At 67.3% G+C, this 26,115-nt stretch carries 24 protein-coding genes; 14 read left to right on the top strand and 10 right to left on the bottom strand.

Going from position 1 to position 26,115, the window contains the following annotated elements:
• Nucleotides 1-7: 7 nt before the first annotated feature.
• The 5 genes from H7F35_RS16440 (at nucleotide 8) to H7F35_RS16420 (ending at nucleotide 4,541) form a co-directional block, all read left to right on the top strand.
• The gene (locus H7F35_RS16440; RefSeq protein ID WP_187113873.1) at nucleotides 8-1,681 is read left to right on the top strand and encodes an NAD(P)/FAD-dependent oxidoreductase; all 1,674 of its coding nucleotides are present in this window, start codon (nucleotides 8-10) and stop codon (nucleotides 1,679-1,681) included.
• Between the two features lie 77 nt (nucleotides 1,682-1,758).
• The gene (locus H7F35_RS16435; protein WP_261803689.1) at nucleotides 1,759-2,256 is read left to right on the top strand and encodes a VUT family protein; all 498 of its coding nucleotides are present in this window, start codon (nucleotides 1,759-1,761) and stop codon (nucleotides 2,254-2,256) included.
• Nucleotides 2,253-2,942, top strand: a complete 690-nt coding sequence (locus tag H7F35_RS16430; RefSeq protein ID WP_187113871.1) for an FG-GAP repeat protein — start codon at nucleotides 2,253-2,255, stop codon at nucleotides 2,940-2,942. Before H7F35_RS16435 ends, H7F35_RS16430 begins: the two co-directional genes overlap by 4 nt.
• A 25-nt stretch (nucleotides 2,943-2,967) precedes the next feature.
• Complete coding sequence (locus H7F35_RS16425) at nucleotides 2,968-3,597, top strand: flavin reductase family protein (RefSeq protein WP_187113870.1); 630 nt, start codon at nucleotides 2,968-2,970, stop codon at nucleotides 3,595-3,597.
• Between the two features lie 53 nt (nucleotides 3,598-3,650).
• Nucleotides 3,651-4,541: a ProQ/FINO family protein gene (locus H7F35_RS16420; RefSeq protein ID WP_187113869.1), complete on the top strand. Its 891-nt coding sequence runs from the start codon at nucleotides 3,651-3,653 to the stop codon at nucleotides 4,539-4,541.
• A 75-nt stretch (nucleotides 4,542-4,616) separates the two neighbouring features.
• On the opposite strand, the gene htpX is transcribed toward H7F35_RS16420, so the two are convergent.
• The 9 genes from htpX to H7F35_RS16375 all read right to left on the bottom strand — a co-directional run bounded on the left by htpX (nucleotide 4,617) and on the right by H7F35_RS16375 (nucleotide 14,168).
• Complete coding sequence (gene htpX / locus H7F35_RS16415; protein ID WP_187113868.1) at nucleotides 4,617-5,492, bottom strand: protease HtpX; 876 nt, start codon at nucleotides 5,490-5,492, stop codon at nucleotides 4,617-4,619.
• 177 nt (nucleotides 5,493-5,669) lie between these two features.
• Nucleotides 5,670-7,985, bottom strand: a complete 2,316-nt coding sequence (locus H7F35_RS16410) for an IgaA/UmoB family intracellular growth attenuator (RefSeq protein WP_187113867.1) — start codon at nucleotides 7,983-7,985, stop codon at nucleotides 5,670-5,672.
• Nucleotides 7,986-8,347: 362 nt separating this feature from the next.
• Entirely contained in the window at nucleotides 8,348-9,085 is a 738-nt protein-coding gene (locus tag H7F35_RS16405) for a DUF3025 domain-containing protein (RefSeq protein ID WP_187113866.1), read from the bottom strand.
• The gene (locus H7F35_RS16400) at nucleotides 9,082-9,936 is read right to left on the bottom strand and encodes an NYN domain-containing protein (RefSeq protein WP_261803651.1); all 855 of its coding nucleotides are present in this window, start codon (nucleotides 9,934-9,936) and stop codon (nucleotides 9,082-9,084) included. The genes H7F35_RS16405 and H7F35_RS16400 overlap by 4 nt, the downstream gene beginning before the upstream one ends.
• Nucleotides 9,933-10,964, bottom strand: a complete 1,032-nt coding sequence (pyrC, locus tag H7F35_RS16395) for a dihydroorotase (RefSeq protein ID WP_187113865.1) — start codon at nucleotides 10,962-10,964, stop codon at nucleotides 9,933-9,935. The genes H7F35_RS16400 and pyrC overlap by 4 nt, the downstream gene beginning before the upstream one ends.
• Nucleotides 10,961-11,506 (bottom strand): RNA polymerase sigma factor, encoded by a 546-nt coding sequence (locus tag H7F35_RS16390; RefSeq protein WP_187114301.1) that lies wholly within the window; start codon nucleotides 11,504-11,506, stop codon nucleotides 10,961-10,963. The genes pyrC and H7F35_RS16390 overlap by 4 nt, the downstream gene beginning before the upstream one ends.
• Nucleotides 11,507-11,716, bottom strand: a complete 210-nt coding sequence (locus tag H7F35_RS16385) for a DUF2892 domain-containing protein (protein WP_187113864.1) — start codon at nucleotides 11,714-11,716, stop codon at nucleotides 11,507-11,509. It lies immediately after the preceding gene.
• Between the two features lie 98 nt (nucleotides 11,717-11,814).
• Nucleotides 11,815-12,543, bottom strand: coding sequence for a papain-like cysteine protease family protein (locus tag H7F35_RS16380; protein ID WP_187113863.1), 729 nt, complete (start codon nucleotides 12,541-12,543; stop codon nucleotides 11,815-11,817).
• A 116-nt stretch (nucleotides 12,544-12,659) separates the two neighbouring features.
• Nucleotides 12,660-14,168 carry an alginate export family protein gene (locus H7F35_RS16375; protein ID WP_187113862.1) on the bottom strand — a complete coding sequence of 503 codons (1,509 nt, stop codon included), beginning with the start codon at nucleotides 14,166-14,168 and terminating at the stop codon, nucleotides 12,660-12,662.
• Nucleotides 14,169-14,274: 106 nt separating this feature from the next.
• On the opposite strand from H7F35_RS16375, the gene H7F35_RS16370 reads away from it, so the two are divergent.
• From H7F35_RS16370 to H7F35_RS16355, 4 genes are all read left to right on the top strand, one after another.
• A complete protein-coding gene (locus tag H7F35_RS16370) occupies nucleotides 14,275-14,667 on the top strand; it encodes a Rieske (2Fe-2S) protein (protein WP_261803650.1) in 393 nt (130 codons plus the stop codon).
• A 26-nt stretch (nucleotides 14,668-14,693) separates the two neighbouring features.
• Complete coding sequence (locus H7F35_RS16365) at nucleotides 14,694-15,275, top strand: YbhB/YbcL family Raf kinase inhibitor-like protein (protein ID WP_261803649.1); 582 nt, start codon at nucleotides 14,694-14,696, stop codon at nucleotides 15,273-15,275.
• A gap of 107 nt (nucleotides 15,276-15,382) precedes the next feature.
• The gene (locus H7F35_RS16360; protein ID WP_187113861.1) at nucleotides 15,383-16,870 is read left to right on the top strand and encodes a sensor domain-containing diguanylate cyclase; all 1,488 of its coding nucleotides are present in this window, start codon (nucleotides 15,383-15,385) and stop codon (nucleotides 16,868-16,870) included.
• Between the two features lie 248 nt (nucleotides 16,871-17,118).
• Nucleotides 17,119-18,471, top strand: coding sequence for a sialidase family protein (locus H7F35_RS16355; RefSeq protein WP_187113860.1), 1,353 nt, complete (start codon nucleotides 17,119-17,121; stop codon nucleotides 18,469-18,471).
• A 22-nt stretch (nucleotides 18,472-18,493) separates the two neighbouring features.
• Here the strand turns inward: H7F35_RS16355 and H7F35_RS16350 are convergent, their stop codons facing one another.
• A complete protein-coding gene (locus H7F35_RS16350) occupies nucleotides 18,494-19,387 on the bottom strand; it encodes a LysR family transcriptional regulator (protein ID WP_187113859.1) in 894 nt (297 codons plus the stop codon).
• A 159-nt stretch (nucleotides 19,388-19,546) separates the two neighbouring features.
• Between H7F35_RS16350 and H7F35_RS16345 the strand changes: the two genes are divergently transcribed.
• From H7F35_RS16345 to H7F35_RS16325, 5 genes are read left to right on the top strand one after another with little or no spacing between them, the layout of a single operon-like run.
• Nucleotides 19,547-21,682, top strand: a complete 2,136-nt coding sequence (locus tag H7F35_RS16345; RefSeq protein WP_187113858.1) for a 3-hydroxyacyl-CoA dehydrogenase NAD-binding domain-containing protein — start codon at nucleotides 19,547-19,549, stop codon at nucleotides 21,680-21,682.
• Nucleotides 21,683-21,725: 43 nt separating this feature from the next.
• On the top strand, nucleotides 21,726-22,916 hold the full coding sequence (locus H7F35_RS16340; protein ID WP_187113857.1) for an acetyl-CoA C-acyltransferase: 1,191 nt from the start codon (nucleotides 21,726-21,728) through the stop codon (nucleotides 22,914-22,916).
• Nucleotides 22,917-22,926: 10 nt separating this feature from the next.
• Nucleotides 22,927-24,135, top strand: a complete 1,209-nt coding sequence (locus H7F35_RS16335; RefSeq protein WP_187113856.1) for an acyl-CoA dehydrogenase family protein — start codon at nucleotides 22,927-22,929, stop codon at nucleotides 24,133-24,135.
• Nucleotides 24,136-24,146: 11 nt separating this feature from the next.
• Nucleotides 24,147-25,301 carry an acyl-CoA dehydrogenase family protein gene (locus H7F35_RS16330; RefSeq protein WP_187113855.1) on the top strand — a complete coding sequence of 385 codons (1,155 nt, stop codon included), beginning with the start codon at nucleotides 24,147-24,149 and terminating at the stop codon, nucleotides 25,299-25,301.
• A complete protein-coding gene (locus H7F35_RS16325; RefSeq protein WP_187113854.1) occupies nucleotides 25,298-26,113 on the top strand; it encodes an oxepin-CoA hydrolase, alternative type in 816 nt (271 codons plus the stop codon). Before H7F35_RS16330 ends, H7F35_RS16325 begins: the two co-directional genes overlap by 4 nt.
• Nucleotides 26,114-26,115: the final 2 nt, after the last annotated feature.

Here is a 26,115-nt window from a genome sequence, read left to right as displayed (position 1 = left end):
CACCGACATGTTGCGAATCTCTGAACTCAAACTCCCCCTGGACCACGCCCCCGAGGCGCTGGCCGCACTGATCGCCAGGACGCTGGACGTCCCGCTCGACGCGATCGCCTCCCACACCGTCTTCAAGCGCAGCTTCGACGCGCGCAAGGTCGACCTGCTCACGGTCTACATCTGCGACGTGCAGTTGGCCGATGCCGCGCTCGAAGCCGCGCTGCTCGCCAAGCACGCCGGCCATCCGCACATCCAGCCCGCGCCGAACATGGTCTATGTGCCGCCGGCCAATGCAGCCGAAGGCACGGCGCGGCCGGTGGTGATCGGCTTCGGCCCCTGCGGCATCTTCGCGGCGCTGATGCTGGCGAAGATGGGGTTCAAACCCATCGTGCTCGAACGCGGCAAGACCGTGCGCCAGCGCACCCGCGACACCTGGGGCCTGTGGCGCAAGAGCGTGCTCAACCCCGAGTCGAACGTGCAGTTCGGCGAAGGCGGCGCCGGCACCTTCTCGGACGGCAAGCTCTACAGCCAGATCAAGGACCCGCGCTTCCTCGGCCGCAAGGTGATGGAAGAGTTCGTGAAGGCCGGCGCACCGCCTGAAATCCTGTACGTCGCGCATCCGCACATCGGCACCTTCAAGCTGGTGAAGGTGGTCGAGAACATCCGCGAGCAGATCGTGGCGCTCGGCGGCGAGATCCGTTTCGAGCAGCGCGTGACCGACGTGCACATCGAAGACGGCCCCACCGGCAAACACCTGCGTGGCCTCACGGTGCTCGACCAGACCACCGGCACCAGCAGCGATCTGCGCGCCGACCACGTCGTGATGGCGCTGGGCCACAGTTCGCGCGACACCTTCGAGATGCTGCATGCGCGCGGCGTGCACATCGAGGCCAAGCCCTTTTCCATCGGCTTTCGCGTGGAGCACCCGCAGGGCCTGATCGACCGCGCGCGCTGGGGCCGCCATGCGGGCCACCCGCTGCTGGGCGCGGCCGACTACAAGCTGGTGCACCACGCGAGCAACGGCCGCTCGGTCTACAGCTTTTGCATGTGCCCCGGCGGCACCGTGGTCGCAGCCACCAGCGAGCCGGGACGCGTGGTCACCAATGGCATGAGCCAGTATTCGCGCAACGAGCGCAACGCCAATGCGGGCATCGTGGTGGGCATCGACCCGAAGGACTTCCCAGGATGGGAATCCAATGCCACTGGCGACGCGCTCGCGGGCATCGCACTTCAGCGCCAGCTCGAATCCAACGCCTATGTGCTGGGCGGCAGCAACTACCACGCACCCGGCCAGCTCGTCGGCGACTTCATCGCCGGCAAGCCATCGACCGCCCTCGGCAGCGTGACGCCGTCGTACAAGCCCGGCGTGACGCCGACCGATCTGCACCAGGCCCTGCCCGCCTATGCCATCGAGGCCATGCGCGAGGCCTTCCCCGCCTTCGGCCGCAAGATCAAGGGCTTCGACCTGCACGACGCCGTGCTCACAGGCGTTGAAACGCGCACCTCGTCGCCCATCCGCATCACGCGCGGCGACGACTTCCAGAGCCTCAACGTGCGCGGCCTGTACCCCGCCGGCGAAGGCGCGAGCTACGCGGGCGGCATTCTCTCGGCCGGCGTCGACGGCATCAAGGTGGCCGAGGCCGTGGCGCATGGCGTGCTGGCCGAAGCTGAACAGGCACGCACCGCCTGAAGCAGACCATGACGACTTCTTCTGCACTGCATTTCGCGCGCCCCACCGCCGGCCAGCTCACCATTGCCACACTGGCAATGGCGGCCGTGGTGCTGGCGTCCAACATCCTCGTGCAGTTCGCCATCAACGACTGGCTGACCTGGGGCGCCTTCACCTACCCGGTGGCCTACCTCGTGAGCGACCTCGTCAACCGGCGCTTCGGTCCCGGCATGGCGCGGCGCGTCGCGTGGGTAGGCTTTGCGGTGGCCGTGGTGGTGTCGCTGCTGCTCGCACCGGCGCGCATCGCGGCTGCTTCCGGGCTGGCCTTCATCGCCTCGCAACTGCTCAACATCGGCGTGTTCGACCGCCTGCGCCGTGGCCTCTGGTGGCGTGCGCCGCTGGTCGCCACCGTGATCGCGGCCGTGCTCGACAGCATCGTGTTCTGGGGCATCGCCTTCGCGGGCACCGACGGCCCGTGGCTCACCTGGGCGCTGGGCGACCTCGGCGTGAAGCTCGGTGTCGGCGTGCTGATGCTGCTGCCGTTCCGCTTGCTGATCGGACGGCAAGCCACGCGCACCGCCGCCAACGCCGGATGAAGACGCGCCACGCGCTCCTGCTCGCGGCGCTGCTCGGCCCGGGCCTTGCCATGGCCGCCGAGTTCGTCATTCCGAAGCTGTCGCCGGCCTACGCCGCGCGCATCGTCGTCGCCCACTGCGACGACGGCCAGTGTTCGGGCCCGGCCACCATCGAGCTGATCGACGCGAAGACGCGGGCCACGGTCCAGCGCTTCCAGAGCGACGACATGAGCATCCTGCTGGACAAGAAAGGCCGCCCGGCCGTCAACGTCACGCAGCTCTACAGCGACCAGAGCGCGCTGATCGTCGACGACTTCAACTTCGACGGGCAGGACGACCTGGCGATCCGCAACGGCAACAACAGCAGCTACGGCGGCCCGTCGTACGACGTGTACGTCTACAACCGCACGCGCAAGGCCTTCGTGCCGAGCGCGGAGCTGACCGGGCTGGCCACGTCGACACTGGGCATGTTCCAGGTCGACCACCGACGCAAGCGCCTCGAAACCCTTGAGAAGTCCGGCTGCTGCTGGCACCTGACCACCCAGTACGCGGTGGTTCCCAAAGTCGGCCTGCAGAAGGTCTTCACCCGGGAAGAAGCGATGACGGCCGATGGCGAGCACATGGACGTCACCGAAGGCCGGCTCGTGAACGGCCGCTGGAAAACCAGCACCCGTCGCCATGCAGTGAAAGAGGACGACAAGCACTGACGCGAAGGCGCATGCTCACCACCCCATGTCCGACACCACCACCGACTTCCACTTCTACGAGCCCGCCAAGGGCCACGGCCTGCCGCATGACCCGTTCAATGCGATGGTCGGGCCGCGGCCGATCGGCTGGATCTCGTCGCAGGACGCGCACGGCGTGCTCAACCTGGCGCCCTACAGCTTTTTCAACGCCTTCAACTACACGCCGCCGATCGTCGGCTTCGCCAGCATCGGCGCGAAGGACAGCCTGCACAACATCCGCCAGACGCGGGAGTTCGGCTGGAACCTGGCCACGCGCCCGCTGGCCGAACAGATGAACCGGTCGTGCGCGGCCGTGCCGCCCGAGGTGAACGAGTTCGAGCTTGCGGGCCTCACGCCCGTGGCGTCGCAGCGCATCGCAGTCCCGCGCGTGGCCCAGAGCCCGGTGTCCTTCGAGTGCCGGCTGACACAGCTGCTGCAGCTCGAGGGCCTCGACGGCGCACCCGTGCAAACCTGGCTGATCCTCGGTGAAGTGGTGGGCGTGCACATCGCACGCCACCTGCTGAAAGACGGCATCTACGACACTGCCGCTGCGCAACCCATCCTGCGCGGCGGCGGCCCGGCCGACTACTTCGAGATCAGCCCCGACAATATGTTCAAGATGTTCCGCCCGCGCTGAGCGCCGGAACCCCTCCTTTTTTTGCTTGCCGCCAACCTGACACACTCCGATCGATGACCGATACCGCCACGCCCCAAGAAACCCAGGAAGTCCGCGAAGTCACGGAAGACACGGGCAGCACTGCACCGCAACAGCAAGAGCAGCAGCAGCAACAACAGCCGCGCGGCGGCAAGGGCCGCGCGCCGCGCAACGGCCAGCAACGCCAGCAGCAGAAGGCCAAGCAGCCGCAGGGACAACAGCAGCAACAACGCCCGTCGCGCAAGGTCCACCCTGCGCTCGAGAAGCTGTTCGCGCTGTACCCGAAGATGTTCGGCGCGCACTTCCTTCCGCTCAAGCTCGGTGTGTACCAGGACCTGCTGGCACAGCATCCCGACGACTTCAAGAAGGAAGACCTGAAGGTCGCGCTGGGCCTGCACGCCCGCTCCACCCGCTACCTCGAAGCAGTGGCCGCCGGCCATCAACGCCACGACCTGCAGGGCGTGCCGGTAGAGCCCGTGGCACCCGAGCATGTGCATCACGCCATCCTCGAAGTGTTCAAGCGCCGCCAGGCCCGCTCGAACGAAGACCTGCGCCCCCATGTGGTGACGCGCATCATCGCGGCCATCGAAGCCTCGGGCCTGGGCCGCGACGCCTATGCCGAACGCGTGCGCACGCAGGACGAAACCAACAACGCCCTGCTCGACGAAGCCGTGACCGAACTGGGCCGCCAGGTCGCCAAGCGCGAGGCGCTGTTCCGCGCCTTCACGGCCAGCGGGCGCAGCGAGGCCGAGTTCGCCGAGATGTACGGGATGGACCCGGAAGAAGTGGCGCACACGTTGGAACGCGTGCGACGCGATCAGGTGGCCGCCGATGCGGCGGCCACGGCTGTTGCTGCTGCAGCAGCGGTGGCAGCAACGGGCGCCAGCGAAGAAGCAGGCGCAAGCAGCGACGCGGCTGCGTCCTGACGGACACCGGGCGAATCGCCCACGAAAAAGCCGGCGCATGCGCCGGCTTTTTCATGTCCGCCAGAGCGGGATCGCTCAGCGTTGCGCGTTTTGCAGCGCCGCAATGCGCTCTTCGATCGGCGGGTGCGTGGCAAACAGCTTGCCGATGCTGCCCGTGATGCCCATGGCTTCAACGGCCTTGGGCAGTTGGCCGGCCGGCAGGCCGCCCAGGCGGGCGAGCGCGTTGATCATCGGCTGCTTCTGGCCCATCAGCGCGGCCGCACCGGCGTCGGCGCGGAACTCGCGGTGGCGCGAAAACCAGGCCACCACCATCGCCGCGGCAAAGCCCAGCACGATGTCGAGCACGATGGTGCTCACGTAGTAGCCGATGCCGGGGCCCGACGAACGGTCGTCGCCGCGGCGCAGGAAGCTGTCGACCGCATAGCCGATCACGCGCGAGAGGAACACGACGAAGGTGTTCATCACGCCCTGGATCAGCGTCATCGTGACCATGTCGCCGTTGGCGATGTGGGCCACCTCGTGGCCGATCACGGCTTCGACTTCCTCGCGCGTCATGCCTTGCAGCAGGCCGGTGGACACGGCCACCAGCGACGAGTTCTTGAACGCACCGGTGGCGAAGGCATTGGGCTCGCCCTCGAAGATCGCGACCTCGGGCATGCCGATGCCGGCCTTGTCGGCGAACTTGCGCACGGTGGCGACGATCCAGGCCTCGTCGGGCGACTGGGGGTTGTCGATCATGCGCAGGCCGGCCGTCCACTTGGCCATGGGCTTGCTGATGAGCAGCGAGATGAAGGCGCCGCCGAAGCCCATGATCAGCGCGAAGCCGAGCAGCGCCGACAGGTTGAGCCCGTTGCTCGTGAGGAAACGGTTGACGCCGAGCAGGCTCGCGACGATGCCGAGCACAGCAACGACCATCACGTTGGTCAGGACGAACAGAAGGATACGTTTCAAGTTGAATTCTCCGTGGGGAACACTGCAGCCCAGATGAGGGCCCGCGGGCCTACTTCAAGCGATGCACCGCCTGGAGGCCCTGTGTGTGTTGTTGTGCGTTCTGGGGCGCTACCGAATGGCGGCATCCGGTAGAGCCATGATAGGAGCAAAAGTTCTAGCGCCGCCGTATTCCCTGTTTCAGAACAGGCCTGTCACGCCCGGTGCGGGGCGGCTCTGGATGTCGGCCCGCAGCCGCGTGCCACGGCGCAGGCTCTGCGTCAGGCGCAGCACGAACAGCACGCCGTTCACCAGCAGCAGGCCCACCGCGAACAGCCACCACAGCGCATGCGCGCCGGCGGAGGCGGCCTGCGCCGGGTCGAGGCTGGGGTCGATGCGCAGGATGGGCGCACCCGCTTCGTCGGTGCCGCGTGCCGTGACAAGGCCCGCGAGCGCGAAGGGCTTCACGCCTTCGGGCGCGGCGTTGCGCTGCAGGCGGGCCCAGCGGCCGAGCAAGGAAGCGTCGCTGTCTTCATCGGCAATGGCAATGGCCGCGTCGGCATCGGAGGCTTCGGCGACCTCGGTGCTGTCACCGTCACCCGCTTTGCGCTGCACTGCGCCGATCGGTGCGGTGGACGCCAGCACCACGCCGCCCTTGGCCGGAACAATGGAAGGAATGGCAGCCTCGATCCGCGTCGCGACGAAGCTGTCGACCGCCTGGCGGGCGGCGCGCTGCATCGACCCGAGCTGGCTGCGCGACACCACGAGGTCGGCGTTTTCCTTGCCGGGCTGCGCGCTGGCGGCCAGCTCCTTCCAGTTGTGAATCGATGTGTCGGTGCCGTCCTTTTCCACGGTCGCTTCGGCTGCATTCACCACAGCGCGCTGCAGGGCGCCGCAATCGCCGGGCGCAAGGCCCTCGCCGTCCTTGCAGGCGGCTTCGATGAGGGCGACGGAGCGGTCGAAGTGGCGCACGATCATCGGCATGTTCTCGCGCGAGCGGTAGGCCGACAGCGGATCGGGCGCCTGCCCCATCTGCATGCGCAGCATCTCGATCAGGCTGGCGGCCATGCCGTTCTCCGACGCGCGGATGAAGTCGCGGCTGGCCAGCGCCTGGATGCTCTCGGGAATCTTCAGCTCGGGAACGGTGGGGGCGCTGCCGTTCCAGCGCACGGTCGTGCAATCGATCATGGGCAGCACGCGGTTGTCGTCGCCCTTGTGGCTCAGATCCATCTCGCAACGGCCTTCGCCCTTCACGCTCGCGTAGCTGGCCCACTTCGGCGGGTTGTCAGCCAGTTGCCGTGCGTCGGTGTACTCGGGGTTCTTGTCGTGCGAGAACCATTGCACAACCAGCGCCATCTCGCCGCGCAGATCGGGCGACGAGAGAGCCAGCGCGACCACGGCCAGCAGGCCGATCAACAGATGCAGCAGATGGCGCCCCCAGAACACGGGCTTGAAGCGCCGCCATTCGTCGGCCACCGACCACTTGTCGCCAAAGCTCACCGCGCTGTAGTCGCTGGTGCGCAGCTCGGCCTCGATCACCTCGCCGTACGGCATGTCCTTTGCGCTGCTCCAGGCCGAAGGCAGCACGAAGCTGAGCTTGTCGCCGATGAAGAGCCCCACCCGCTTGATCGACGCATTGCTGGCGTTGACCACCGCGATCTGGTTGAGCATGCCGCGCACGCGGTTGACCGGCTGCGGCTGGCGCACCGGCGCCATGTTCGATGGCTTACGCAGAAAGAGCCACGCCGCACAGAGGCCCGCGAGCAGCCCCGCGCCCAGCAGATAGACATGCACGCCACGGGTAGCGTCCCAGGTGGCGAGCCACAACAGGATGAAGGCGAGCAGCCAGACAAAGGCCGAAGTCCAGCCTTGGCCACGGCCCACCCGGCTCGCAACTTCATCCGGCGTTTCGGTACGCTGGCTGAGGATGTCGACCTCGCCGCGCTGGAAACGCGCGTTCGGGTCTGTCGCAACGGATGCGGCTTCCGAAGCCGCGACGGGCGCGATCGGGTCGAGGCCTTCGGTGGGCTCTTCGATGTTCGGCAGCGCGCCGATGTCGCCGCGCTTCCATTGCGTGTCTTGCGCCTGCTGGCGCTGCGCGCGCTGGCGGCCTTCGAGCAGGTCGAAGCTGTTCAGGCGAATCACCACTGCGCATTTCTTGCTGAGCACCACCAGCGCTTCGTTGTGCGACTCGATGTAGTCGATGGCGTCGTAGGGCAGCAGCACGTCGACGGCGCCAATGGTGTCGTGTTCGGTCGAGGAGCCCTGCGACTGCAGCCCATGGCGCACGAAGAAACCGGTGAGTTCACGCACGTCGTCATCGGCCGTGAGGCCCTGGCCGATCAGGAAGGGCTGGAGCGCGGACTTCTCTTCGTCGGTGATGCGACGCAGCACAGGTGCGGTATGGAAGTCCTTGAAGGCGCTGCGGTTGCCGGAGCGGCGTGCCGCATAGACGATGACGCTGTAGATCGCGTAGAGGATCAGCCCGACCTTGAGAACGATGATGACGGTGTCCATGTTGTTATTACATTTCCTCTGATGTGGATCTTTTTTTGAATCGCTGCATTGTGCTTGCGTGATTCGGGTGCCTTGCCGTTTGGGGCGCTGCTGCTGTTCAGGGCGACGCTCACGCCGACACGGTGCTCTTTTTCGCGAATGTCCCCCGCTTCGCTCCTCCTTTATTTCGCGAAAAAGAGCACCGTATCGACGCGAGCGTTGGGCAGAGCGGTGGTTGATCGGCGATGCACCAGCAGCGTGCCCCTGTGCGAATGACGCCAGGTGCTCCCCGCAGCGAAATAAAGGAGGAGCGAAGCGGGGGACATTCGCGGAGGGGAGCACCTGGTGTCATTCGCACTCGCCCTGAAGAACAGCAGCAAGAGCTAACGCGACAAGCCCCTGAAAACATACGGATCGGCATAGAAAGACGCCGAAGTATTTTCAGCGCACCACCCAGGCACGCCAAGCACCGGAAGAGGAACGAAAGGCTTCATCTCAAGCCGCTTGGCATCGAAATTTTGCACAAGCAATGCATCGTCGAACGCCATCGCCCCCGTGGCGTCGTGCGTCAACAGCACATGCGCGGTGATCGGTTTGCGCGGCGTCACGAGCTTTTCGAGCAACGCGTGGCCGAACAGCAGCAGCCGTGCTTCGGCCCACAGTTCGCGCTGAGTGACGAACAGCGTGTGCCAGTCGCGCTCAACCAGTGCACGCCACAACGCGGGCGGCGCATCGAGCACAGCACCGTTCTCGTCGAACAACGTGAGCGCATCGCGCAACGGCCCGCGCACCGCCGCGACACCCATGCGTGCAATCTCGGCGGCCTGCAGTTCGTTCAGGCGGCGCTTTGATTGTGGAAAGGCCAGCCAGACGAGTCCGTTGAAGAAGTCGTGCAGGTTGTCGCGCGTGGGCACCGAGCGGGTCTGGAAGATGTGCGCTTCATACGCTTGCCCCGCAGGCAGCGCGTCCTGGTGCACGAAGTCGGGCACCGGCGCGGGCTTGATGGCCTGCAGCGCGGCGGCCACCGATGTGTGTTGTGCAGCGGCCCGCGCCACCGCTTCGCCATGGGCGCGATAGGGCGCAAGCCAGGGCTGCGCCCAATCGACCGCCGGCAGGGTCAAGGCGCGAACGCCCCCGTCCAGCGGATGCGGTCGGGATGCTGCAGCACCACGAATTCCGCCGTGAGCTTGTCGAACAGCTTGAGCGAACTGCCGTGCTTGCCGAGCAGGCCGGCCGCGCGCAAGGCCTGCGCCACATCGTTGAGCGGCACGTCGTTGCCGCTGCGCAAGGCGGGAACCGCCTGCAGGATGAACTCGGCGGCTTCGGAGGTCTGGGGCTTTGGCGCTTGTTGCTGCTGCGCGGGCTTGGCGGCTTTTGCCGTCTTCCTGGCGGCGGTCTTGGTCGCGGCCTTCTTTGCCACAGGCGCAGGTGCTGCTCCAACTGGCGCGGACGCCGCGGCACTGCTCCTTGCGCGCGTGGTCTTCGCAGGCGCCGACTTGGCCGCCACCTTCTTCGCCGGGGCGGTGCGCGCTGCGGGCTTCACGCCGTGATGCGCCAGGTCCATGAACGCGTCGTAGACGCCGATGGTCTCTTCACCCGTCTTGCCCTGCTGGCCGATGCCGCAGACGCGGCAGCCCTTCTCGCGCAGCCGCACCACGAGCGGCGCGAAGTCGGAGTCGGAAGACACCAACACCACCACGTCAGGCCGCTCGGCGATCACGAGGTCGATGGCATCGACCGCGAGCGCGATGTCGGTGCTGTTCTTGCCGGCCGAGAGATTCACCATCGGCCGCACCGACAGCCGCTTGAACATCGCCTGCCGGTTGACCGCCATCTCGGCGTTGCAATACGCGCGGCGCACGTGGATGGCGCCGTAGTCCTCCATCGTGCGCTGCACGGCCTGCTCGATCACATCGGCCGAGACGTTGTCGGCATCGATCAGCAACATCACGCGCGGCGTCATCGGGGTCATGCGAGTTTCCAGTTCATGGTTTCGCCGCCGCGCAAGGGCTTGAGCGTGGCCTCGCCGTAGGGCACGGTCTCGGGCACGGTCCAGCTTTCGCGTTGGAGCGTGATGGTGTCGGTGTGGCGCGGCAGGTCGTAGAAGTCGGGGCCGTGGAAGCTGGCAAAGCCTTCGAGCTTGTCGAGCGCGTTCACGTTGTCGAAGGCTTCGGCATACAGCTCGATGGCGGTCAGCGCGGTGTAGCAGCCGGCGCAGCCGAGTGCGTGTTCCTTCAGGTGCGCCGGATGCGGCGCGCTGTCGGTGCCCAGGAAGAAGCGGTCGCTGCCGCTGGTGGCCGCCTCGACCAGCGCCACGCGGTGCGTTTCGCGCTTGAGCACCGGCAGGCAGTAGTAGTGCGGGCGAATGCCACCCGTGAAGATCGCGTTGCGGTTGTAGAGCAGATGGTGCGCGGTAATGGTGGCTGCCGTGAAGCGGCCGGCATCGCGCACGTAATGCGCGCCCTCTTTGGTGGTCAGGTGCTCGAACACCACCTTCAGCTCGGGGAAGTCGCGGCGCAGCGGAATCATCACGCGGTCGACGAACACGGCTTCGCGGTCGAACAGGTCGATGGCGGGGTCGGTCACCTCGCCGTGCACCAGCAGCAGCAGGCCGTGCTTTTGCATGGCTTCGAGCGTCTTGTAGGTGTGGCGGATGTCGGTCACGCCGGCATCGCTGTTGGTGGTGGCGCCGGCCGGGTAGAGCTTGAGCGCACGCACGCCGGCTTCGGCGGCCAGCGCGATCTCTTCGGGCGGCAGCTTGTCGGTCAGGTAGAGCGACATCACCGGCTCGAAGGCCACGCCTTCGGGCACGGCGGCGCGGATGCGGTCGCGATACGCCAGCGCCTGCGCGGCGGTGGTCACGGGGGGACGCAGGTTCGGCATGATCAGCGCGCGGCCGAACTGGCGCGCGCTGTGGGGCACGACGGCTTCGAGCGCGGCGCCATCGCGCACATGCAAATGCCAGTCGTCGGGGCGGGTGATCGTGAGGGTGTCTGTCATGGCGGGGCGATTGTCGCATCGCCCCCCAGCAGGTATTCGCGCACCAGCGTGCGTGCGCGGTGCAGCCGGCTCTTGATGGCGCCGCTCGGCTCGCCCAGGCGCTCGGCAATTTCGGCGATGGTGAGTTCCTCGAAATCGCGCAGCAGCACCACCTCCAGGTAGTGTGCGGGCAGCGACTCCAGCGCATGGGTCAGGTCCAGCCGCAATGCGTTGTCGGTGCGGCTGGCCAGTTGCCGCTCGGCCACGTCGTCGTCCAGCGGGTCGTGCTTGAACATCGCGCGCTGCAGCTTCAGGCATTCGCGCTTGATGACGGTGAACAGCCACGACGAAAAGGCCGCGGCCGCCTTCAGGCCGTGCACCTTGCGCATGATGATCATCAATGACTCCTGCACGGCGTCGTCGATGTCGCTGGCCTGGCAGTGCCTGTGGGCGTAGCGTCGCGCGTCGGCCTGGCACACCGCCAGCAGCCCTGCGATGGCCGCGGGATCGCCGGTCTGCGCGGCGTGGATCAGGTCGGTGCGGTCGATCCCGGCGGCCACGATTCAGCGCCCCTTGTCGAGCTCGCGCCCGACCATCGCGCACATCGGGCAGAAGCCGAACAGGCCCGTGACGGCCAGCATGGCGCCCGCAAGCCCGACACCGACCGCGAGGCCGGCCGTGCCCCAGTTCATGGCCGCGAAAACCAGGCCGACCAGGCCCATGACGATGCGCAGCACGCGCTCCCAGCCCGGGACATTCTTGACGTAGAACATGGCGATTCCTTCGATCCGTTGGTGTGCGAGGAAGACCCTCGGACACCAAGAGGCAGCGAACCCGCCGAACGGTTCGCGGGAATCGGTGAATTCTCTTTTTATTTCTGGAACACCCGGCAGGTGCGCAAGCTGGCGACCTGCAGCCACTTGCAGAGGTTGACCGAGCAGCGCGCGCCCTTGTTCGGCGGCCACGGATCGAGGATGCGCAGCGTGGTGCCGCGCCCGCTCGGGTCGTTGTCGCCGCGAATGCCTGCGATGACGACCATGTGGCCCGGCCGGCCGGCGCCGCCCGCATAGCCCTTGGCGCCCCAGAGCATGTCGAACATCAGCGGGCCGTTGTGCAGCGCGGCGCGCAGCGCTTTCAAGGACCAGGGCGCCGGAGGGCGCACCGCCAGGCCGTGCGCGGCCGCGAAACGCTGGCCGACTTTCATGCCCGCATCGTGCGTGTCGACGAAATCCTGCAGCCCGCCATCGGCCGCGACCAGCTCGGCTGGCGTGCGCGCCACCACCGCCTGCACGTTGGAGCGCGTCATCATCGCGACGCCGGCGGCCCAGCACAGCGCGGCGGCGGGCGGCGGGATCAGCGCGACCGGATGCAGGATCGGCGCATCGCCTTCGCCGTCGAACGCGACGTTCTGCGTGCAGGGGCCGGCCTCCCCGTCTTCCACCAGCCAGTGCGCGGCCTGAAGGCGCAGCACGGCCGCGCGGGTGCGCGGCCCGTAGTCGCCATCGGTGACGAGCCCGGGGCTGGGCAGCAGCTTGCGGTTCAGTGCCTCCTGCAACCGGCGGACATCGGCACCGCGCCAACCCTGTTTCAGCGTGATCATCGGCATGCTCCCTTTCGGCGCATGGAAGCGAAAGCTCCGGAATGCGAGCCGCTGAATTGTGAAAAGCAGGCGTTGCCGCGTCCATCCGCCGGATGGCGTAGCCGGGATGGGGGTGCTCAGTACACCAGCACCATGTTGGCGAACCACCCTGTCCACGTCGGCGCCTTGCGCCCGACCAGGCTGTCGATGCCCGCGCCCGGGAAGGACGCGCTGTAGCCCGCCGTGAGGTAGGTGTGGCGATTGATCGCCCGCGTGTACTTGAAGAACAGGTCGTTCGACAGATGCGCGTTGGTGACGCCCGAGATCACGGCCGGCGCGCCGGCCACCGAAACGACGCGCGTGGCCTGGCCGAACTGCAACGGGCTGCCCAGCCGGTTGGCACGCACGTGGGCCAGGTACACCGTGAGCACGTCCTGCTTCGAGAGCTGGAATTCGATGGCCGCCTGCAGTGCGTTGACGTTGGTGTTGATGAACACCATCGACGACTTGCTGCCGGTGGCCCAGTCGCCGGGGCTGCCTTCGTAGTACAGCGGATCGAAGCGCTCCTGGCGGCCGGTGGTGGGGTTGTCGCCCGAAAAGCTCTGGTAGCCCAGCGTGACCTTCGGCGTGCCGGGCAACGTGGGCATGCCGAAGCCGAATTCGACGCGGCCGCCCCAGGCCCGCATGGGATAGCGCGCGTTCCACTCGCGGGCCAGGTCCGCCCCCACCCAGGCTTGCGGCACCGTGCCTTCGAGCACCGGCATGCGCATGAAGCCGTACACGAAGCGCAGGCCGTTGCGGGCATCGGAAATGATCTCCGGCGGCCCGATGCCGCCGAGCGCGGCCTGCGGATAGGGGGCCGTGGAATGGGTCACGCCGCCGTAGGACAGACCGATCTGGCGGTCGGGCGCGGGGCGGTAGATCAACGCTGCGCCAGCCAGTTGCGTGTGCGAATTGCTGTCCGGGTTTTCGTTCGGGTCGAGGTAGAAGGCCTCGGCCTTCCACGGCCCCGAGGACAGGCGGGCGATGGCCGTGTTCTGAAAAGCCTTGCGCGGCCCCAGCTTCAGCGCGCCGCGCGAAAAGCCGTTCGATCCGCCGTTCGAGATGAGCATGCCGGTGCCCAGCGAATAGGTCTGCGGGCCCGCCGAGAGATCGAGCAGGGTGTCGCCGTCCCCGATGGGCAGCCGCACACCGATCACGCCCTCTTCAAGCGTCAGCCGACCGGTGTTGCCCGCATCGAAGGCGTCGCGCCGCGCCGTGCCCGAGCCCACGGCCGACAGGCGCGAATAGAACTGCTTGCCCCCGCCCCACGCGTAGGTCAGCGCAACCGAGGGCTTGACGTAGAACTCCCACCAGTGCCGGTCGTTGTTGAAACCCGCCTCCCGGGCGACCACGTCCGACAGGTTCCAGAACAGCCGGCGTTCGCCGGCGACCTGGCCGCCCAGTTCGATGGATGGCCGCACCTGCCAGCCGATCACAGGCGGATCGGTGCCTTCCACGCCCTGCGTCTCCAGCGCATCGGCCGCCTCGCAGGAAGCACACGCACCGAAGAGCGCTAGCCACGCGGCCTTGCGCCATCGGCAGCGCGGCTCGCTGTACCGCGAGATCCGCGAGATAACAGCCCCTCGACTCCAACGTGTCGTCATGGTGATGGCCTCTCCCTGATCCTGATGATTTCCGACCCAGTCTAGCGGCGCACTGTGGCGCCACCGCGTTGCGCAGTGCCTGTACCTTGGCTACGCTCTGCCCCTCATGACCGAATCCGCCGCCCTCGCCTCCCCATCCACAGACACGAACGCGGCGCAGCGCCAGATGATCTCCACCAGCCTTGCCGAAGGCGGCCTGGCCGCCCTGTTCAACGCGCCGGATGGCGCGCAGGCCTTCGCGGTGCGCTGGAACGGCGGCGTGTACGGCTACCTGAATCAGTGCCCGCACGCGGGCGGGCCGCTCGACTTCGAGGGCCAGGTCCTCGAAAGCTCGGGCCGCTTCCTGATGTGCGCGCGGCACGGCGCGATCTTCGAGCCCCACACGGGCAAATGCGTCGGCGGCCCTTGCCGCGGCGCGCGCCTGAGCCCGCTGGCCGTGCACGAAGCAGCCGATGGCAGCGTGTGGCTGGGCGATGCCGCCAGCCCGCGCCCCGAATGAAGACACCCCCCTCCAGGAGAAACACCATGCGCCGCTTTCGCCCCGGCACCCTCTCGATCGCCGCCCTCGCCTTCACCGGCCTGATGGCCGGCTGCACCGCCATGCAACCCGCCACCACAGGCGGCAAGGCCCCCACGGGCCTGAAGGTCACGTCCAGCGCCTTTGCCGATAACGGCGTCATTCCGGCCGACCATGGCGGCGTGGGCGACTGCGGCGGCAAGAACGTCTCGCTGCCGGTGGCCTGGAGCAACCTGCCGGCCAAGGCGAAGTCGGTGGCCGTGCTGCTGTCCGACCCCGATGGCGCGGCCGGCCTGGGCGTGTCGCACTGGGTGGCCTACAACATCGCGGCCGAGCGCGGCCAGCTCAAGGCAGGCGAAGCACAGCCCGGCGCCGACTTCACGATGGGCCCGAACGTCGCCGGCGCCACCGCGTACCGCGGCATGTGCCCGCCGGTGGGCGACCAGCCCCACCACTACACCCTGACGGTGGTCGCGTCCGACCTCGCGCCGGGCGCACTGCCGGCCGGCCTGTCGCGCGACGCGCTGCTGGCCGCGCTCAAGGGCCATGCGCTGGGCGGACAGAGCGTGGTGGGCCTTTACAGCCGCTGATACAGCGTTTCCGCGCGGCATCGTCATGCTCGCGGGTAATAATTAATACTTCAGTTTTCTGGCGTCCGTCCGCAGTGGCTGCCGCCGCTTTTCCGAAAGCTCCCTCGATGGTTCTGTCCGCCGCCGCGTCCGACGTTTCCCCGTCCACCGACCTTGACGCCATGTTCGACCTGGCGCCCGTCTCCCTCTGGCTGGAGGACTACAGCGAACTGCGGCGCATGCTCGACGGCTGGCGCGCGCAGGGCGTGACCGACCTGGTCGCCCACCTGTCCGAAGATCCGCAGCGCGTGCGCGACTGCATGGCACGGCTCAAGGTGCTGCGCGTGAACCAGCACACGCTGCGGCTCTTTGCCGCCGACAGCCAGGAAGCGCTGCTGGGCGCACTGGGCAGCGTGTTCCGCGACGACATGTCGGCCACCGTGGTCCACGAACTCGACCAGCTCTGGCGCGGCCAGCTCAGCTTCGAGAGCGAAACCGTCAACTACGCACTCGACGGGCGGCGGCTCAACGTGCGCGTGCGCGCCCGCGTGCTACCCGGCCACGAGGCCACCTGGGACCGCGTGCTGGTGTCGCTCGACGACGTCACCGAGCGCGTGGCCGCGCAGCGCCGGCGCGACGAGAGCGAGCAGTACGCACGCAGCCTGTTCGACCGCTCGCCCGTCTCGCTGTGGGTGGAGGACTTCAGCGCCGTGCGCGACCTGCTCGAAAGCATTCGCGCGCGCGGCATCACCGACTTCGCCACCTTCATCAAGGTGCACCCGGAGTTCGTCACCCGCTGCATGCAGGAGATTCGCGTCATCGATGTGAATCACGAAACGCTGCGCATGTTCGGCGCGCCCGACCTGACGACGCTTCTGGGCAGCATCTCGCGCATCTTCCGCGACGAGATGCGCGAATCGTTCGCCGAGCAGCTGCAGGACCTGTGGAACGGCAAGACCGTGCAGCACCGCGAGGTGCTCAACTATTCGCTGTCGGGCGAGGTCCTCAATATCCACATGCAGTTCGCGGTGCAAGAAGACAGGCAGGACACCTGGGATCTGGTGCTGGTGTCGCTGGTCGACATCACTGCGCGCAAGAAGGCCGAGGCGTACCTCGAATACCTGGGCAAGCACGACGTGCTCACGCAGTTGTGCAACCGCACCTACTACACCGAAGAGCTCAACCGGCTGTCGCGCAAGGGGCCTTGGCCGGTGTCGATCGTGGTGATCGACCTCAACGGACTGAAGCAGCTCAACGACCACGAAGGCCACGCCGCCGGCGATTCATTGCTGCGCCGCATGGGCGAGGTGCTCGGCAAGGCGGTCGACCCGCCGTCCTGGCCCGCGCGCATCGGCGGCGACGAGTTCGCGGTGCTGCTGCCCATGACCGACGAGCGCGGCGCCGAAGCCATGCGCGAGCGCATCCTGGCGCTGCTGGAGCTGAACAACCAGTTCCATGCGGGGCAGAGCGGCCATGCATTGAGCCTGGCCATCGGCCTGGCGACCTGCCACGCGGGCGAGCCGCTGGAGGCGGCGCTGCAGCGGGCCGATCGGGCGATGTATGTGGACAAGGCGAGCCACTACGAGACAACGGCTCAGGAGCGTCGGCTCGCATAGGCCGGCACCACGGAGGCGGTCCGCCAAGGGCTTCGGCCCTTGTCTTTCCCCCACCGGCTGGATAGGATTTCGCCGCTGTATCAACATGTAGCGCGGCCCTTGGCCGTCGATTTCATGCATCTGAGGGGATGCACGGAATCTGCTGTTTCCCGCACAACCACCAACGTGCGGGCATGTTTCTGCTGCACGGGAGGAGGTTGGTCAGTGGCCGGCTTCCGGAACTGATCCATCTTGCAAAGGTAGAAAAAATGAAGCGCTGTGTCGCCTCGTTGGGCGTGCTCGTTCTGTCCTCTTTGATCGCTTCGTGCGGTGGTGGTGGTGGCGGCGGAGGTGGCGGAGGTTTTCCGGGGCTGCTGCCCCCGACCGGCACCGCGCCGCCCGTCAATACCGCCGGTGCGTGGCTCACGTTCAACCCGTCGCCGGTCGAACTCACGCTGTTCCCCAACACGCCCCAGACTTTTTCCGTCACTGCGACGTCGACCAAGGTCATCTCGGTCCCTGTGAGCGTCGGCATCATCGACACCAAGGGCGTGATCACCACCAACGTCAAGATCACGAGCAGCGGCTTGCAATATGCCGCCACCCTGAACACCAATCCGTCGCTGGCCGCAGGCACCTACACCGGCAACTTCGAGGTGCGGGTCTGCTACGACACCAACCCGCTGACCTGCGCCCAGCCCGTCGAAGGCTCGCCGTGGCAGTTGCCCTACAAGATCACGGTGATCGACCCCGCCACGCTGCACTACTCGGCCTGGGAAGCGGCGCAGACGACACCGGGCTTCACGGACAACTTCGCGCTCAGCTATCGCGATGGCAAGCCCGTCGTGGTGTCGGCCAACTTCTATGACGGCAACATGGACACGTGGACCTCTGCCGATATCGGCAGCAGCTGGACCAAGGTGACGACAACGACTGCGCTGGCACCATCGACCAGGAGTTTCGCCCTGGCCAGCGATGACGTCGCGGTCTACCTCAGTGGCGGCCAGACCGTCGGCTTGTACGGGAAGCCCCTGGGCGACTACAAGAACCACGTCTGGAAGTTCGATGGCACCGACTGGCAGGCACGGGCAACGGCCGCCCAGTTCCCCGGCCGCGAAGCTCATGTGATGGCCAAGGTCGGCGCCACGCTGTACGTGGCGGGTGGACGCACCGCCGCCGGCGCCGTGCGCGACGTATGGAAGTCCACCGACGACGGCATCAATTGGGTGAAGGCAGCAGACGGCCTGCCCGCGGCCCTCGGCAACCCCACCTGCGCGCTGAGCTGGCAGGGCTCGCTGCTGCTGGTGGGCGACCAGGTGGCCACGTCTGCCGACGGCACCAACTGGACCCTGGCCAGCGGTTTCCCGGCGACCTTCCCCAAAGGCAGCACGCAGTGCGCGGTGCTCAACGGGCGGCTGTTCATCAGCCCGACCTCCGACGCCACCTTTGGCAAACCGAACCAGAACGCCGTGTCGACCACCGACCTGGCCAACTGGCAGCTCGAACGCCCGCGCTTCGGCAGCTCTGGCGATGCGCCGGGCATGGCGGCCATTCAGGGCCGTCTGCTCGTGACCACGGGCCAGGGCACCTCGCAGCGGACCACCTTCCGGACGGTGCCCTGACCGGCGGGCGGGTGGCAGGCGCTCAGTCGGGCGCCCGCACCCGCTCCAGAATGAAATCGATGAATGTCCGGATCGCCCGCGTGTGCTGGCGGTTCGGCATGTAGAGCATGAACATCTGCGTGCCGAAGATGGACAGGCGCCAGTCGTCGAGCGTGGTCACCACGTCGCCCTTGCGCACGTCTTCCTGCACCACGTAGTCGGGCACGAGGCCGATGCCCAGGCCGGCCAGGATGGCCTGGCGCAGGAACAAAAAGTTTTCCGAGATCAGCGTCGGCTCCAGGATCACCTCGCGCCGCGTCTCGCCCTGGTAGGCCGACACGCGCAGTTGCCGGCCGATGACGGCGGCCGTGACCACCGGCGCGCCCTGCAGTTCGTCGAGCTGCACGGGCAGCGGGTTCTTCTGCGCGTAGTCGGTTGAAGCGCACGCCACGTAGCGCACCGGCCCCAAGTCGCGCGCGACCAGGTTCTGCGGCGGCTCGGGCACCACGCGGATGGCGATGTCGACCTCGTCGCGCAACAGGTCTTCGATGCGGTTCTCGAACACCACGTCGAGCACGATGCCGGGGTACTGGCGCTTGAAGTCGATCAGCCAGTCGGCCATGACCAGTTGCCCGTAGCCGCTGGGCACGCTCAGGCGCACGCGGCCCTGCAGGCTCTGCCCCAGCGTGGTGACCGATTCGCGGGCAGCCAGCAGCTCGGTCTGGATGGCCACGCCGTGCTGGTACAGGCGCAGGCCGATTTCGGTGGGCTCGGCGCGCCGGGTGGTGCGCCGCACCAGTTGCGCGCCCACCGAGCGCTCGAGCTGGTTCAGGTGATAGCTGACGTTGGCGCGGCTCATCTTGAGCCGGCGAGCCGCCGCGCTCAGGTTGCCGGCGTCGAGGATTTCGACCAGCAGGGTCAGCGATTGCAGGTCCATGCGCCTGATTGTGTCAAAAATTCTTTGACAGTCTGTCAACCGCCTATGCAATTGTCAAAGCCGCGATGCGGGCCAAGAATGCTGGGTTCACCCCCAGAGCCTCGGGCCCCTCGCCTTGCATCCGCATCCGCAGGGCCCGCCAACGCAAGAGACAAGCACATGGCCACCACAACTCCCAGCCTTTCCACGTCTTCCGGTCCCGTCACCTTCGAGCGTCTTGGCGACGTGTTCGTGGTGACCATCGACAACCCGCCCGTCAACGCCCTGGGCGTGGATGTGCGTCGCGGCCTCGTGGCCGCCATCGAGGCGGCCGAGGCCGACAGCGGCGCCGCTGCGGTGCTGATCGTCGGCGCGGGCCGCAACTTCATCGCCGGCGCGGACATCCGCGAATTCGGCAAGACGCCGCAGCAGCCCTCGCTGCCCGAGGTGTGCCTGAAGATCGAGAACTGCGCCAAGCCGGTCGTCGCCGCGATCCACGGCGCCGCGCTCGGCGGCGGTCTCGAAGTGGCGCTGTCGGCGCACTACCGCCTGGCTGTGCCCTCCGCCAAGCTGGGCCTGCCCGAAGTGGCGCTCGGCCTGTTGCCCGGCTCGGGCGGCACGCAGCGCGCACCGCGCCTGATCGGCGTGAAGGCCGCACTCGACCTGATGCTCAGCGGTCGCCACGCGGGCGCCAAGGAAGCGCTGTCGCTCGGACTCATCGACCGGCTGGGCTCCGGTGCCGACGCGCTGGCCGAAGGCATCGCCTACGCACAGGAGCTGGCCGCCGCCAAGGCGCCGGTGCGCCGCACGCGCGAAGCCACCGCGCTGGCCGATGTCGAAGCCAGCCGTGCCGCTGTCGAAGCCGCGCGCGCCGACACCGCCAAGAAGAGCCGCGGCCTGTTCTCGCCGATGAAGATCATCGAAGCCGTCGAAGGCGCGCTCACGCTGCCCTTCGACGAAGGCATGGCGCTGGAGCGCAAGCTGTTCCTGCAGTGCATCGACAGCCCGCAGCGCGCCGGCCTGATCCACGCCTTCTTCGCCGAGCGCGAAGTGCTGAAGGCGCCCGAGACCCGCTCCGCCAGCCCGCGTCCGCTCGAAGCGGCCGGCATCGTCGGCGGCGGCACCATGGGCGCTGGCATCGCGGTGGCCATGCTCGATGCGGGCATGCCCGTGACCATGATCGAGCGCGACGACACCCAGCTCGCGCGCGGCCGCGCCAATGTGGAGAAGGTGTACGACGGCCTCATCAAGAAGGGCCGCATGACGCCCGAGGCCAAGGCCGCCGTCATGGCGCGCTTCTCGGGCTCCACCAGCTACGACGCGCTCGCGCAAGTCGACATCGTGGTCGAGGCCGTGTTCGAGGACATGGCCGTCAAGAAGGCCGTGTTCGCCGAACTCGACCGCGTGTGCAAGAAGGGCTCGGTGCTCGCCACCAACACCTCGTACCTGGACATCGACGAGATCGCGGCCAGCATCTCGCGTCCGCAGGACGTGGTGGGCCTGCACTTCTTCTCGCCGGCCAACATCATGAAGCTGCTCGAGATCGTGGTGCCCGCCAAGGTCAGCGCCGACGTGGTCGCCACCGGCTTCGAGCTGGCGAAGAAGCTCAAGAAGGTGCCCGTGCGCGCCGGCGTGTGCGACGGCTTCATCGGCAACCGCATCCTGGCCGTGTACCGCCAGGCCGCCGACCACATGATGGAAGACGGCGCCTCGCCCTACGACATCGACGCAGCCGTGCGCAACTTCGGCTACCCGATGGGTCCGTTCCAGGTGTCGGACCTGGCCGGTGGCGACATCGGCTGGGCCACGCGCAAGCGCAAGGCCGCCACGCGCGACCCGCAGGCCCGCTATGTGCAAGTGGCCGACCGCATCTGCGAGCGCGGCTGGTTCGGCCAGAAGACGCAGCGCGGCTACTACCTGTACCCCGAAGGCGCGCGCACCGGCGTGCCCGACCCCGAAGTGCTGGCGATCATCGACGCCGAGCGCGTGCGCGCCGGCATCACGCCGCGCAGCTTCACCGAAGAAGAAATCATGCGCCGCTACATGGCCGCGATGGTCAACGAAGGCGCCAACGTCGTGCTTCAGCGCATCGCGCTGCGCCCGCTCGACGTGGACGTGACCTTCCTCTACGGCTACGGCTTCCCGCGCCATCGCGGCGGCCCGATGAAGTACGCCGACACGGTGGGCCTGCCGAAGGTGCTGGCCGACATCCGCGAATTCGCCAAGCAAGACCCGATCTTCTGGAAGCCTTCGCCGCTGCTGGTCGAACTGGTCGAGCGCGGTGCCGATTTCGCCAGCCTCAATCAATCCGAGTAATTCATCCGAGTCCGTCCGGGCCCGTCCATCAAGGAGTCATCCCATGCGTGAAGCCGTCATCGTTTCCACCGCCCGCACCCCGCTCACCAAGGCGCACCGCGGCGAATTCAACATCACCTCCGGCGCCACGCTGGCCTCGTTCGCGGTGAAGGCCGCGGTCGAACGCTCGGGCCTCGATGCGGCACTGATCGAGGACGCGATCCTCGGCTGCGGCTACCCCGAAGGCACCACCGGCCGCAACATCGCGCGCCAGGCCATCATCCGTTCAGGCCTGCCGATCAGCATTGCCGGCACCACGGTGAACCGCTTCTGCGCCTCGGGCCTGCAGGCCATTGCCATGGCCGCCGGCCGCATCGTGGTGGACGGCGCGCCGGCCATGATCGCGGGCGGCGTCGAAAGCATCTCGCAGATCCGCGGCCGCAGCCCCGGTGACGGCGGCGACCTCAGCCTGGACCCGTGGATCCTCGCGCACAAGCCCGAGCTGTACATGGCGATGATCGACACGGCCGACGTCGTCGCCAAGCGCTACAACATCAGCCGCGAGGCACAGGACCGCTTCTCCGCCGAAAGCCAGCGCAAGACCGAAGAAGCGCAGATCGCCGGCCGCTACAAGGACGAGATCGTCGCCTGCACCACCACGATGGCCGTGACCGACAAGGAGACCAAGGAAGTCACCTACCGTGAAGTCACCGCCACGGAAGACAACTGCAACCGCCGCGGCACCACCTACGAGGCGCTTGCCAAGCTCAAGCCGGTGATGGGCGACGACAAGTTCGTCACCGCCGGCAACGCATCGCAACTGTCCGATGGCGCCTCGGCCTGCGTGCTGATGGAAGCCAAGGACGCAGAGCGCGCCAACATCAAGCCGCTGGGCGCCTTCCGTGGCCTCGCGCTGGCCGGTTGCGAGCCCGACGAAATGGGCATTGGCCCGGTCTTCGCGATTCCCAAGCTGCTCGCGCGCCACGGCCTGAAGGTTCAGGACATCGACCTGTGGGAACTCAACGAAGCCTTCGCCTCGCAGTCGATCTACTGCCAGGACAAGCTGGGCATTCCGTCCGAACGCCTGAACGTGAACGGCGGCGCCATCTCCATCGGCCACCCCTTCGGCATGACCGGCGCGCGCCTGACGGGCCACATGCTCATCGAAGGCAAGCGCCGTGGCGCGAAGTACGCCGTGGTCACGATGTGCATTGCCGGCGGCATGGGTGCCGCGGGCTTGTTCGAAATCTATTGAGGAGTCCGGCATGGACCTGAACTTCACCTCCGAAGAAGAAGCCTTCCGCGCCGAAGTGCGCGCCTTCCTCGCCGACAAGCTGCCCGCGCGCCTCTCGGCCAAGGTCAGCGGCGGCCAGATTCTCAGCAAGGCCGACATGCAGGAATGGCACGCCATCCTGAACGCGCGCGGCTGGCTGGCCAACCACTGGCCCGAGCAGTACGGCGGCCCGGGCTGGACGGCGGTGGAGAAGTTCATCTTCGAGCACGAATGCGCCCTCGCCTTCGCGCCGCGCATCGTGCCCTTCGGCGTGAACATGCTGGGGCCGGTGCTCATCAAGTACGGCAACGAAGCGCAAAAGCAGCGCTGGCTGCCGCGCATCCTCGATGGTGCCGACTGGTGGTGCCAGGGCTATTCGGAACCCGGCGCGGGCTCCGACCTTGCCGCAGTGAAGACCTCGGCCGTGCGCGGCATCGACGCGCAGGGCGACCACTACATCGTGAACGGCCAGAAGACCTGGACCACGCTGGGCCAGCACGCCAACATGATCTTCTGCCTGGTGCGCACCAACCGCGAGGCGAAGAAGCAGGAAGGCATCAGCTTCCTCTTGATCGACATGACCTCGCCCGGCGTGGAAGTGCGCCCGATCATCACGCTCGACGGCGAGCATGAAGTCAACGAAGTGTTCTTCTCCGACGTGCGCGTGCCGGCCGAGAACCTGGTCGGCGAAGAAAACAAGGGCTGGACCTGCGCCAAGTACCTGCTGACCTACGAACGCACCAACATCGCGGGCGTGGGCTTCTCGGTGGCCGCGCTCGAGCAGCTCAAGGGCATCGCAGCAAAGCAGACCAAGAACGGCAAGCCGCTCGCCGAAGACCCGTCGTTCGCCGCGCGCATGGCGCGTGTGGAGATCGACCTGGAGAACATGAAGACGACGAACCTGCGCGTGATCGCCGCAGTGGCCGGTGGCGGTGTGCCCGGCGCGGAAAGCTCGATGCTGAAGATTCGCGGCACAGAGATCCGCCAGGAGATTTCTTCGCTGGCCCGCCGCGCGATGGGCGTCTACGGCCGGCCCTTCGTGGCCGAAGCACTGCAGGACGGCTTCGAAGGCGAGACCTTCGGCCCGGCCTATGCAAAGGCAGCCGCCGCGCGCTACTTCAACAACCGCAAGCTGTCGATCTTCGGCGGCTCCAATGAAATCCAGAAGAACATCATCAGCAAGATGATCCTGGGCCTGTAAGGAGACATGCAATGAACTTCGCACACACCGAAGACCGGCGCATGCTCGCCGACAGCCTGAACCGCTTCATCGCCGAGCAGTACGCCTTCGATGCGCGCGACCGCATCGCGAAGTCGGCGCATGGTTTCAGCAAGGAAATATTCCAGCAGTTCGCCGAACTCGGCGTGATCGGCGCGCTGTTCAGCGAGGCCGATGGCGGCTTCGGCGGCGGCGGCTTCGACATCGCCGTGGTCTTCGAGGCACTGGGCCGTGGCCTCGTGGTCGAGCCGCTGCTGGGCGCCATGATGGTCGGCGAGGCGATCAGCGTTGCCGGCAATGCGGCGCAGAAGGAAAAGATCGGCGACATCATCAATGGCGTCACCGTCGCGGCCTTTGCGCACGATGAAGCCGACACGCACTACGAACGCACGCGCGTTTCGACGCGCGCCGAACGCACCGGCGATGGCTGGGTGCTGAAGGGCGCCAAGGCTGTCGTGCCGCAGGGCGAGCAGGCCGACCTGTTCCTCGTCTCGGCCCGCACCTCGGGCAACGTGGACGACGAAGCCGGCATCTCGCTGTTCCTCGTGCCTGCAAAGACGGCGGGCCTTTCGGTGCGCGGCTGCCCCGCCATCGACGGTGGCCGTGTCGCCGAACTCACGCTCGATGGCGTGAAGCTCGGTGCCGATGCATTGCTCGGTGTTGAAGGCCAAGGCCACGCCACGCTGGAACGCGCCATCGGCCGCGGCGTACTCGCCCTGTGCGCCGAAGCGCTGGGCGCGATGGAAGCCGCCAAGACCGCGACGCTGGACTACCTGCGCACGCGCAAGCAGTTCGGCATCCTGATCGGCAGCTTCCAGGCACTGCAGCACCGCATGGCCGACCTGCTGCTTGAAATCGAACAGGCCCGCTCGGCCGTCATCAATGCCGCAGCCGCCATCGACGGCACCGACCGCGTGGCGCGCGAGCGCGCGCTGTCGGCCGCCAAGTTCAGCATCGGCCGCATCGGCGCGCTGGTGGCGGAGGAAAGCATCCAGATGCACGGCGGCATCGGCATGACGTGGGAGCTGCCGCTGCCCCACTACGCCAAGCGCCTCATGATGATCGACCACCAGCTCGGCGACGAAGACCACCATCTGCAGCGCTACATCGCCTTGGGCAAAGAGTCTGGCAAGGAGCTTGCGGCATGAGCGACAACAAGACTGTGTTGATCTCGCAAGAAGGTGCCGTCCGCATCCTCACCAACAGCAACCCGGCCGCACGCAATGCGATCACGCCGACGCTGTACGCCGAGCTGTCGGCCGCCCTCACCGATGCCGCGAACGACCCCGAAGTCGGCGCCGTCGTCTTCACCGGCGCGGGCGATTTCTTCTGCTCCGGCGGCGACCTGAACCTGCTGGCCAAGCGCCGCGAGCTGCCCGCATCGGAGCGCCGCGAAAAGCTCGAAGGCCTGCACAACCTGATCCGCGCGATCCGCGATTGCGGCAAGCCGGTCATTGCGGCGGTCGAAGGCGGCGCTGCAGGCGCGGGCCTGTCGATGGCGCTGGCCTGCGACATGCTCGTGTCGGCACGCGATGCCTTCTACACGGTCGCCTACGTCAAGGTCGGCCTCACGCCGGACGGTGGCGCCACGGCCTTCCTGTCGGAGTTCGTCTCGCGCCAGGTGCTGACCGAGATGTGCCTGACCGGCGACCGCATGCCGGCCGAACGCCTGCACGCACTGGGCGCCATCAATCGCCTGACCGACAAGGGCGCGGCACTCGCCGAAGCCATCGCGCTCGCGACCAAGGTGGCGAACGGCCCGCAGCGTGCGAGCGCGCGCATCAAGACGCTGTGCCGACAGGCGCATCACGCATCGCTCGAAGAACAGCTCGACGCCGAAGCCGTGTTCATGGTCGAGTCACAGGCCGATGCCGAAGCGGCCGAAGGCATTGGCGCGTTCCTTGGCAAACGCAAGGCCGACTTCGTTGCGCTGCGCCACCAGAAGCAAGGCGCGTCCTGACA

Source organism: Variovorax sp. PAMC26660 (assembly GCF_014302995.1).
Classification (GTDB): domain Bacteria; phylum Pseudomonadota; class Gammaproteobacteria; order Burkholderiales; family Burkholderiaceae_C; genus Variovorax.
This window is presented reverse-complemented; position numbering and strand designations above follow the sequence as displayed.

What these genes read in the sequence shown, in the direction of transcription:
- H7F35_RS16440 (WP_187113873.1), top strand. Translation starts at nt 8, where the DNA reads ATGTTGCGAATCTCTGAACTCAAACTCCCCCTGGACCACGCCCCCGAG.
- H7F35_RS16435 (WP_261803689.1), top strand. Translation starts at nt 1,759, where the DNA reads ATGGCGGCCGTGGTGCTGGCGTCCAACATCCTCGTGCAGTTCGCCATC.
- H7F35_RS16430 (WP_187113871.1), top strand. Translation starts at nt 2,253, where the DNA reads ATGAAGACGCGCCACGCGCTCCTGCTCGCGGCGCTGCTCGGCCCGGGC.
- H7F35_RS16425 (WP_187113870.1), top strand. Translation starts at nt 2,968, where the DNA reads ATGTCCGACACCACCACCGACTTCCACTTCTACGAGCCCGCCAAGGGC.
- H7F35_RS16420 (WP_187113869.1), top strand. Translation starts at nt 3,651, where the DNA reads ATGACCGATACCGCCACGCCCCAAGAAACCCAGGAAGTCCGCGAAGTC.
- H7F35_RS16410 (WP_187113867.1), bottom strand. Translation starts at nt 7,985, where the DNA reads ATGGACACCGTCATCATCGTTCTCAAGGTCGGGCTGATCCTCTACGCG.
- H7F35_RS16400 (WP_261803651.1), bottom strand. Translation starts at nt 9,936, where the DNA reads ATGACCCCGATGACGCCGCGCGTGATGTTGCTGATCGATGCCGACAAC.
- pyrC (WP_187113865.1), bottom strand. Translation starts at nt 10,964, where the DNA reads ATGACAGACACCCTCACGATCACCCGCCCCGACGACTGGCATTTGCAT.
- H7F35_RS16385 (WP_187113864.1), bottom strand. Translation starts at nt 11,716, where the DNA reads ATGTTCTACGTCAAGAATGTCCCGGGCTGGGAGCGCGTGCTGCGCATC.
- H7F35_RS16380 (WP_187113863.1), bottom strand. Translation starts at nt 12,543, where the DNA reads ATGATCACGCTGAAACAGGGTTGGCGCGGTGCCGATGTCCGCCGGTTG.
- H7F35_RS16375 (WP_187113862.1), bottom strand. Translation starts at nt 14,168, where the DNA reads ATGACGACACGTTGGAGTCGAGGGGCTGTTATCTCGCGGATCTCGCGG.
- H7F35_RS16370 (WP_261803650.1), top strand. Translation starts at nt 14,275, where the DNA reads ATGACCGAATCCGCCGCCCTCGCCTCCCCATCCACAGACACGAACGCG.
- H7F35_RS16365 (WP_261803649.1), top strand. Translation starts at nt 14,694, where the DNA reads ATGCGCCGCTTTCGCCCCGGCACCCTCTCGATCGCCGCCCTCGCCTTC.
- H7F35_RS16360 (WP_187113861.1), top strand. Translation starts at nt 15,383, where the DNA reads ATGGTTCTGTCCGCCGCCGCGTCCGACGTTTCCCCGTCCACCGACCTT.
- H7F35_RS16355 (WP_187113860.1), top strand. Translation starts at nt 17,119, where the DNA reads ATGAAGCGCTGTGTCGCCTCGTTGGGCGTGCTCGTTCTGTCCTCTTTG.
- H7F35_RS16350 (WP_187113859.1), bottom strand. Translation starts at nt 19,387, where the DNA reads ATGGACCTGCAATCGCTGACCCTGCTGGTCGAAATCCTCGACGCCGGC.
- H7F35_RS16345 (WP_187113858.1), top strand. Translation starts at nt 19,547, where the DNA reads ATGGCCACCACAACTCCCAGCCTTTCCACGTCTTCCGGTCCCGTCACC.
- H7F35_RS16340 (WP_187113857.1), top strand. Translation starts at nt 21,726, where the DNA reads ATGCGTGAAGCCGTCATCGTTTCCACCGCCCGCACCCCGCTCACCAAG.
- H7F35_RS16335 (WP_187113856.1), top strand. Translation starts at nt 22,927, where the DNA reads ATGGACCTGAACTTCACCTCCGAAGAAGAAGCCTTCCGCGCCGAAGTG.
- H7F35_RS16330 (WP_187113855.1), top strand. Translation starts at nt 24,147, where the DNA reads ATGAACTTCGCACACACCGAAGACCGGCGCATGCTCGCCGACAGCCTG.
- H7F35_RS16325 (WP_187113854.1), top strand. Translation starts at nt 25,298, where the DNA reads ATGAGCGACAACAAGACTGTGTTGATCTCGCAAGAAGGTGCCGTCCGC.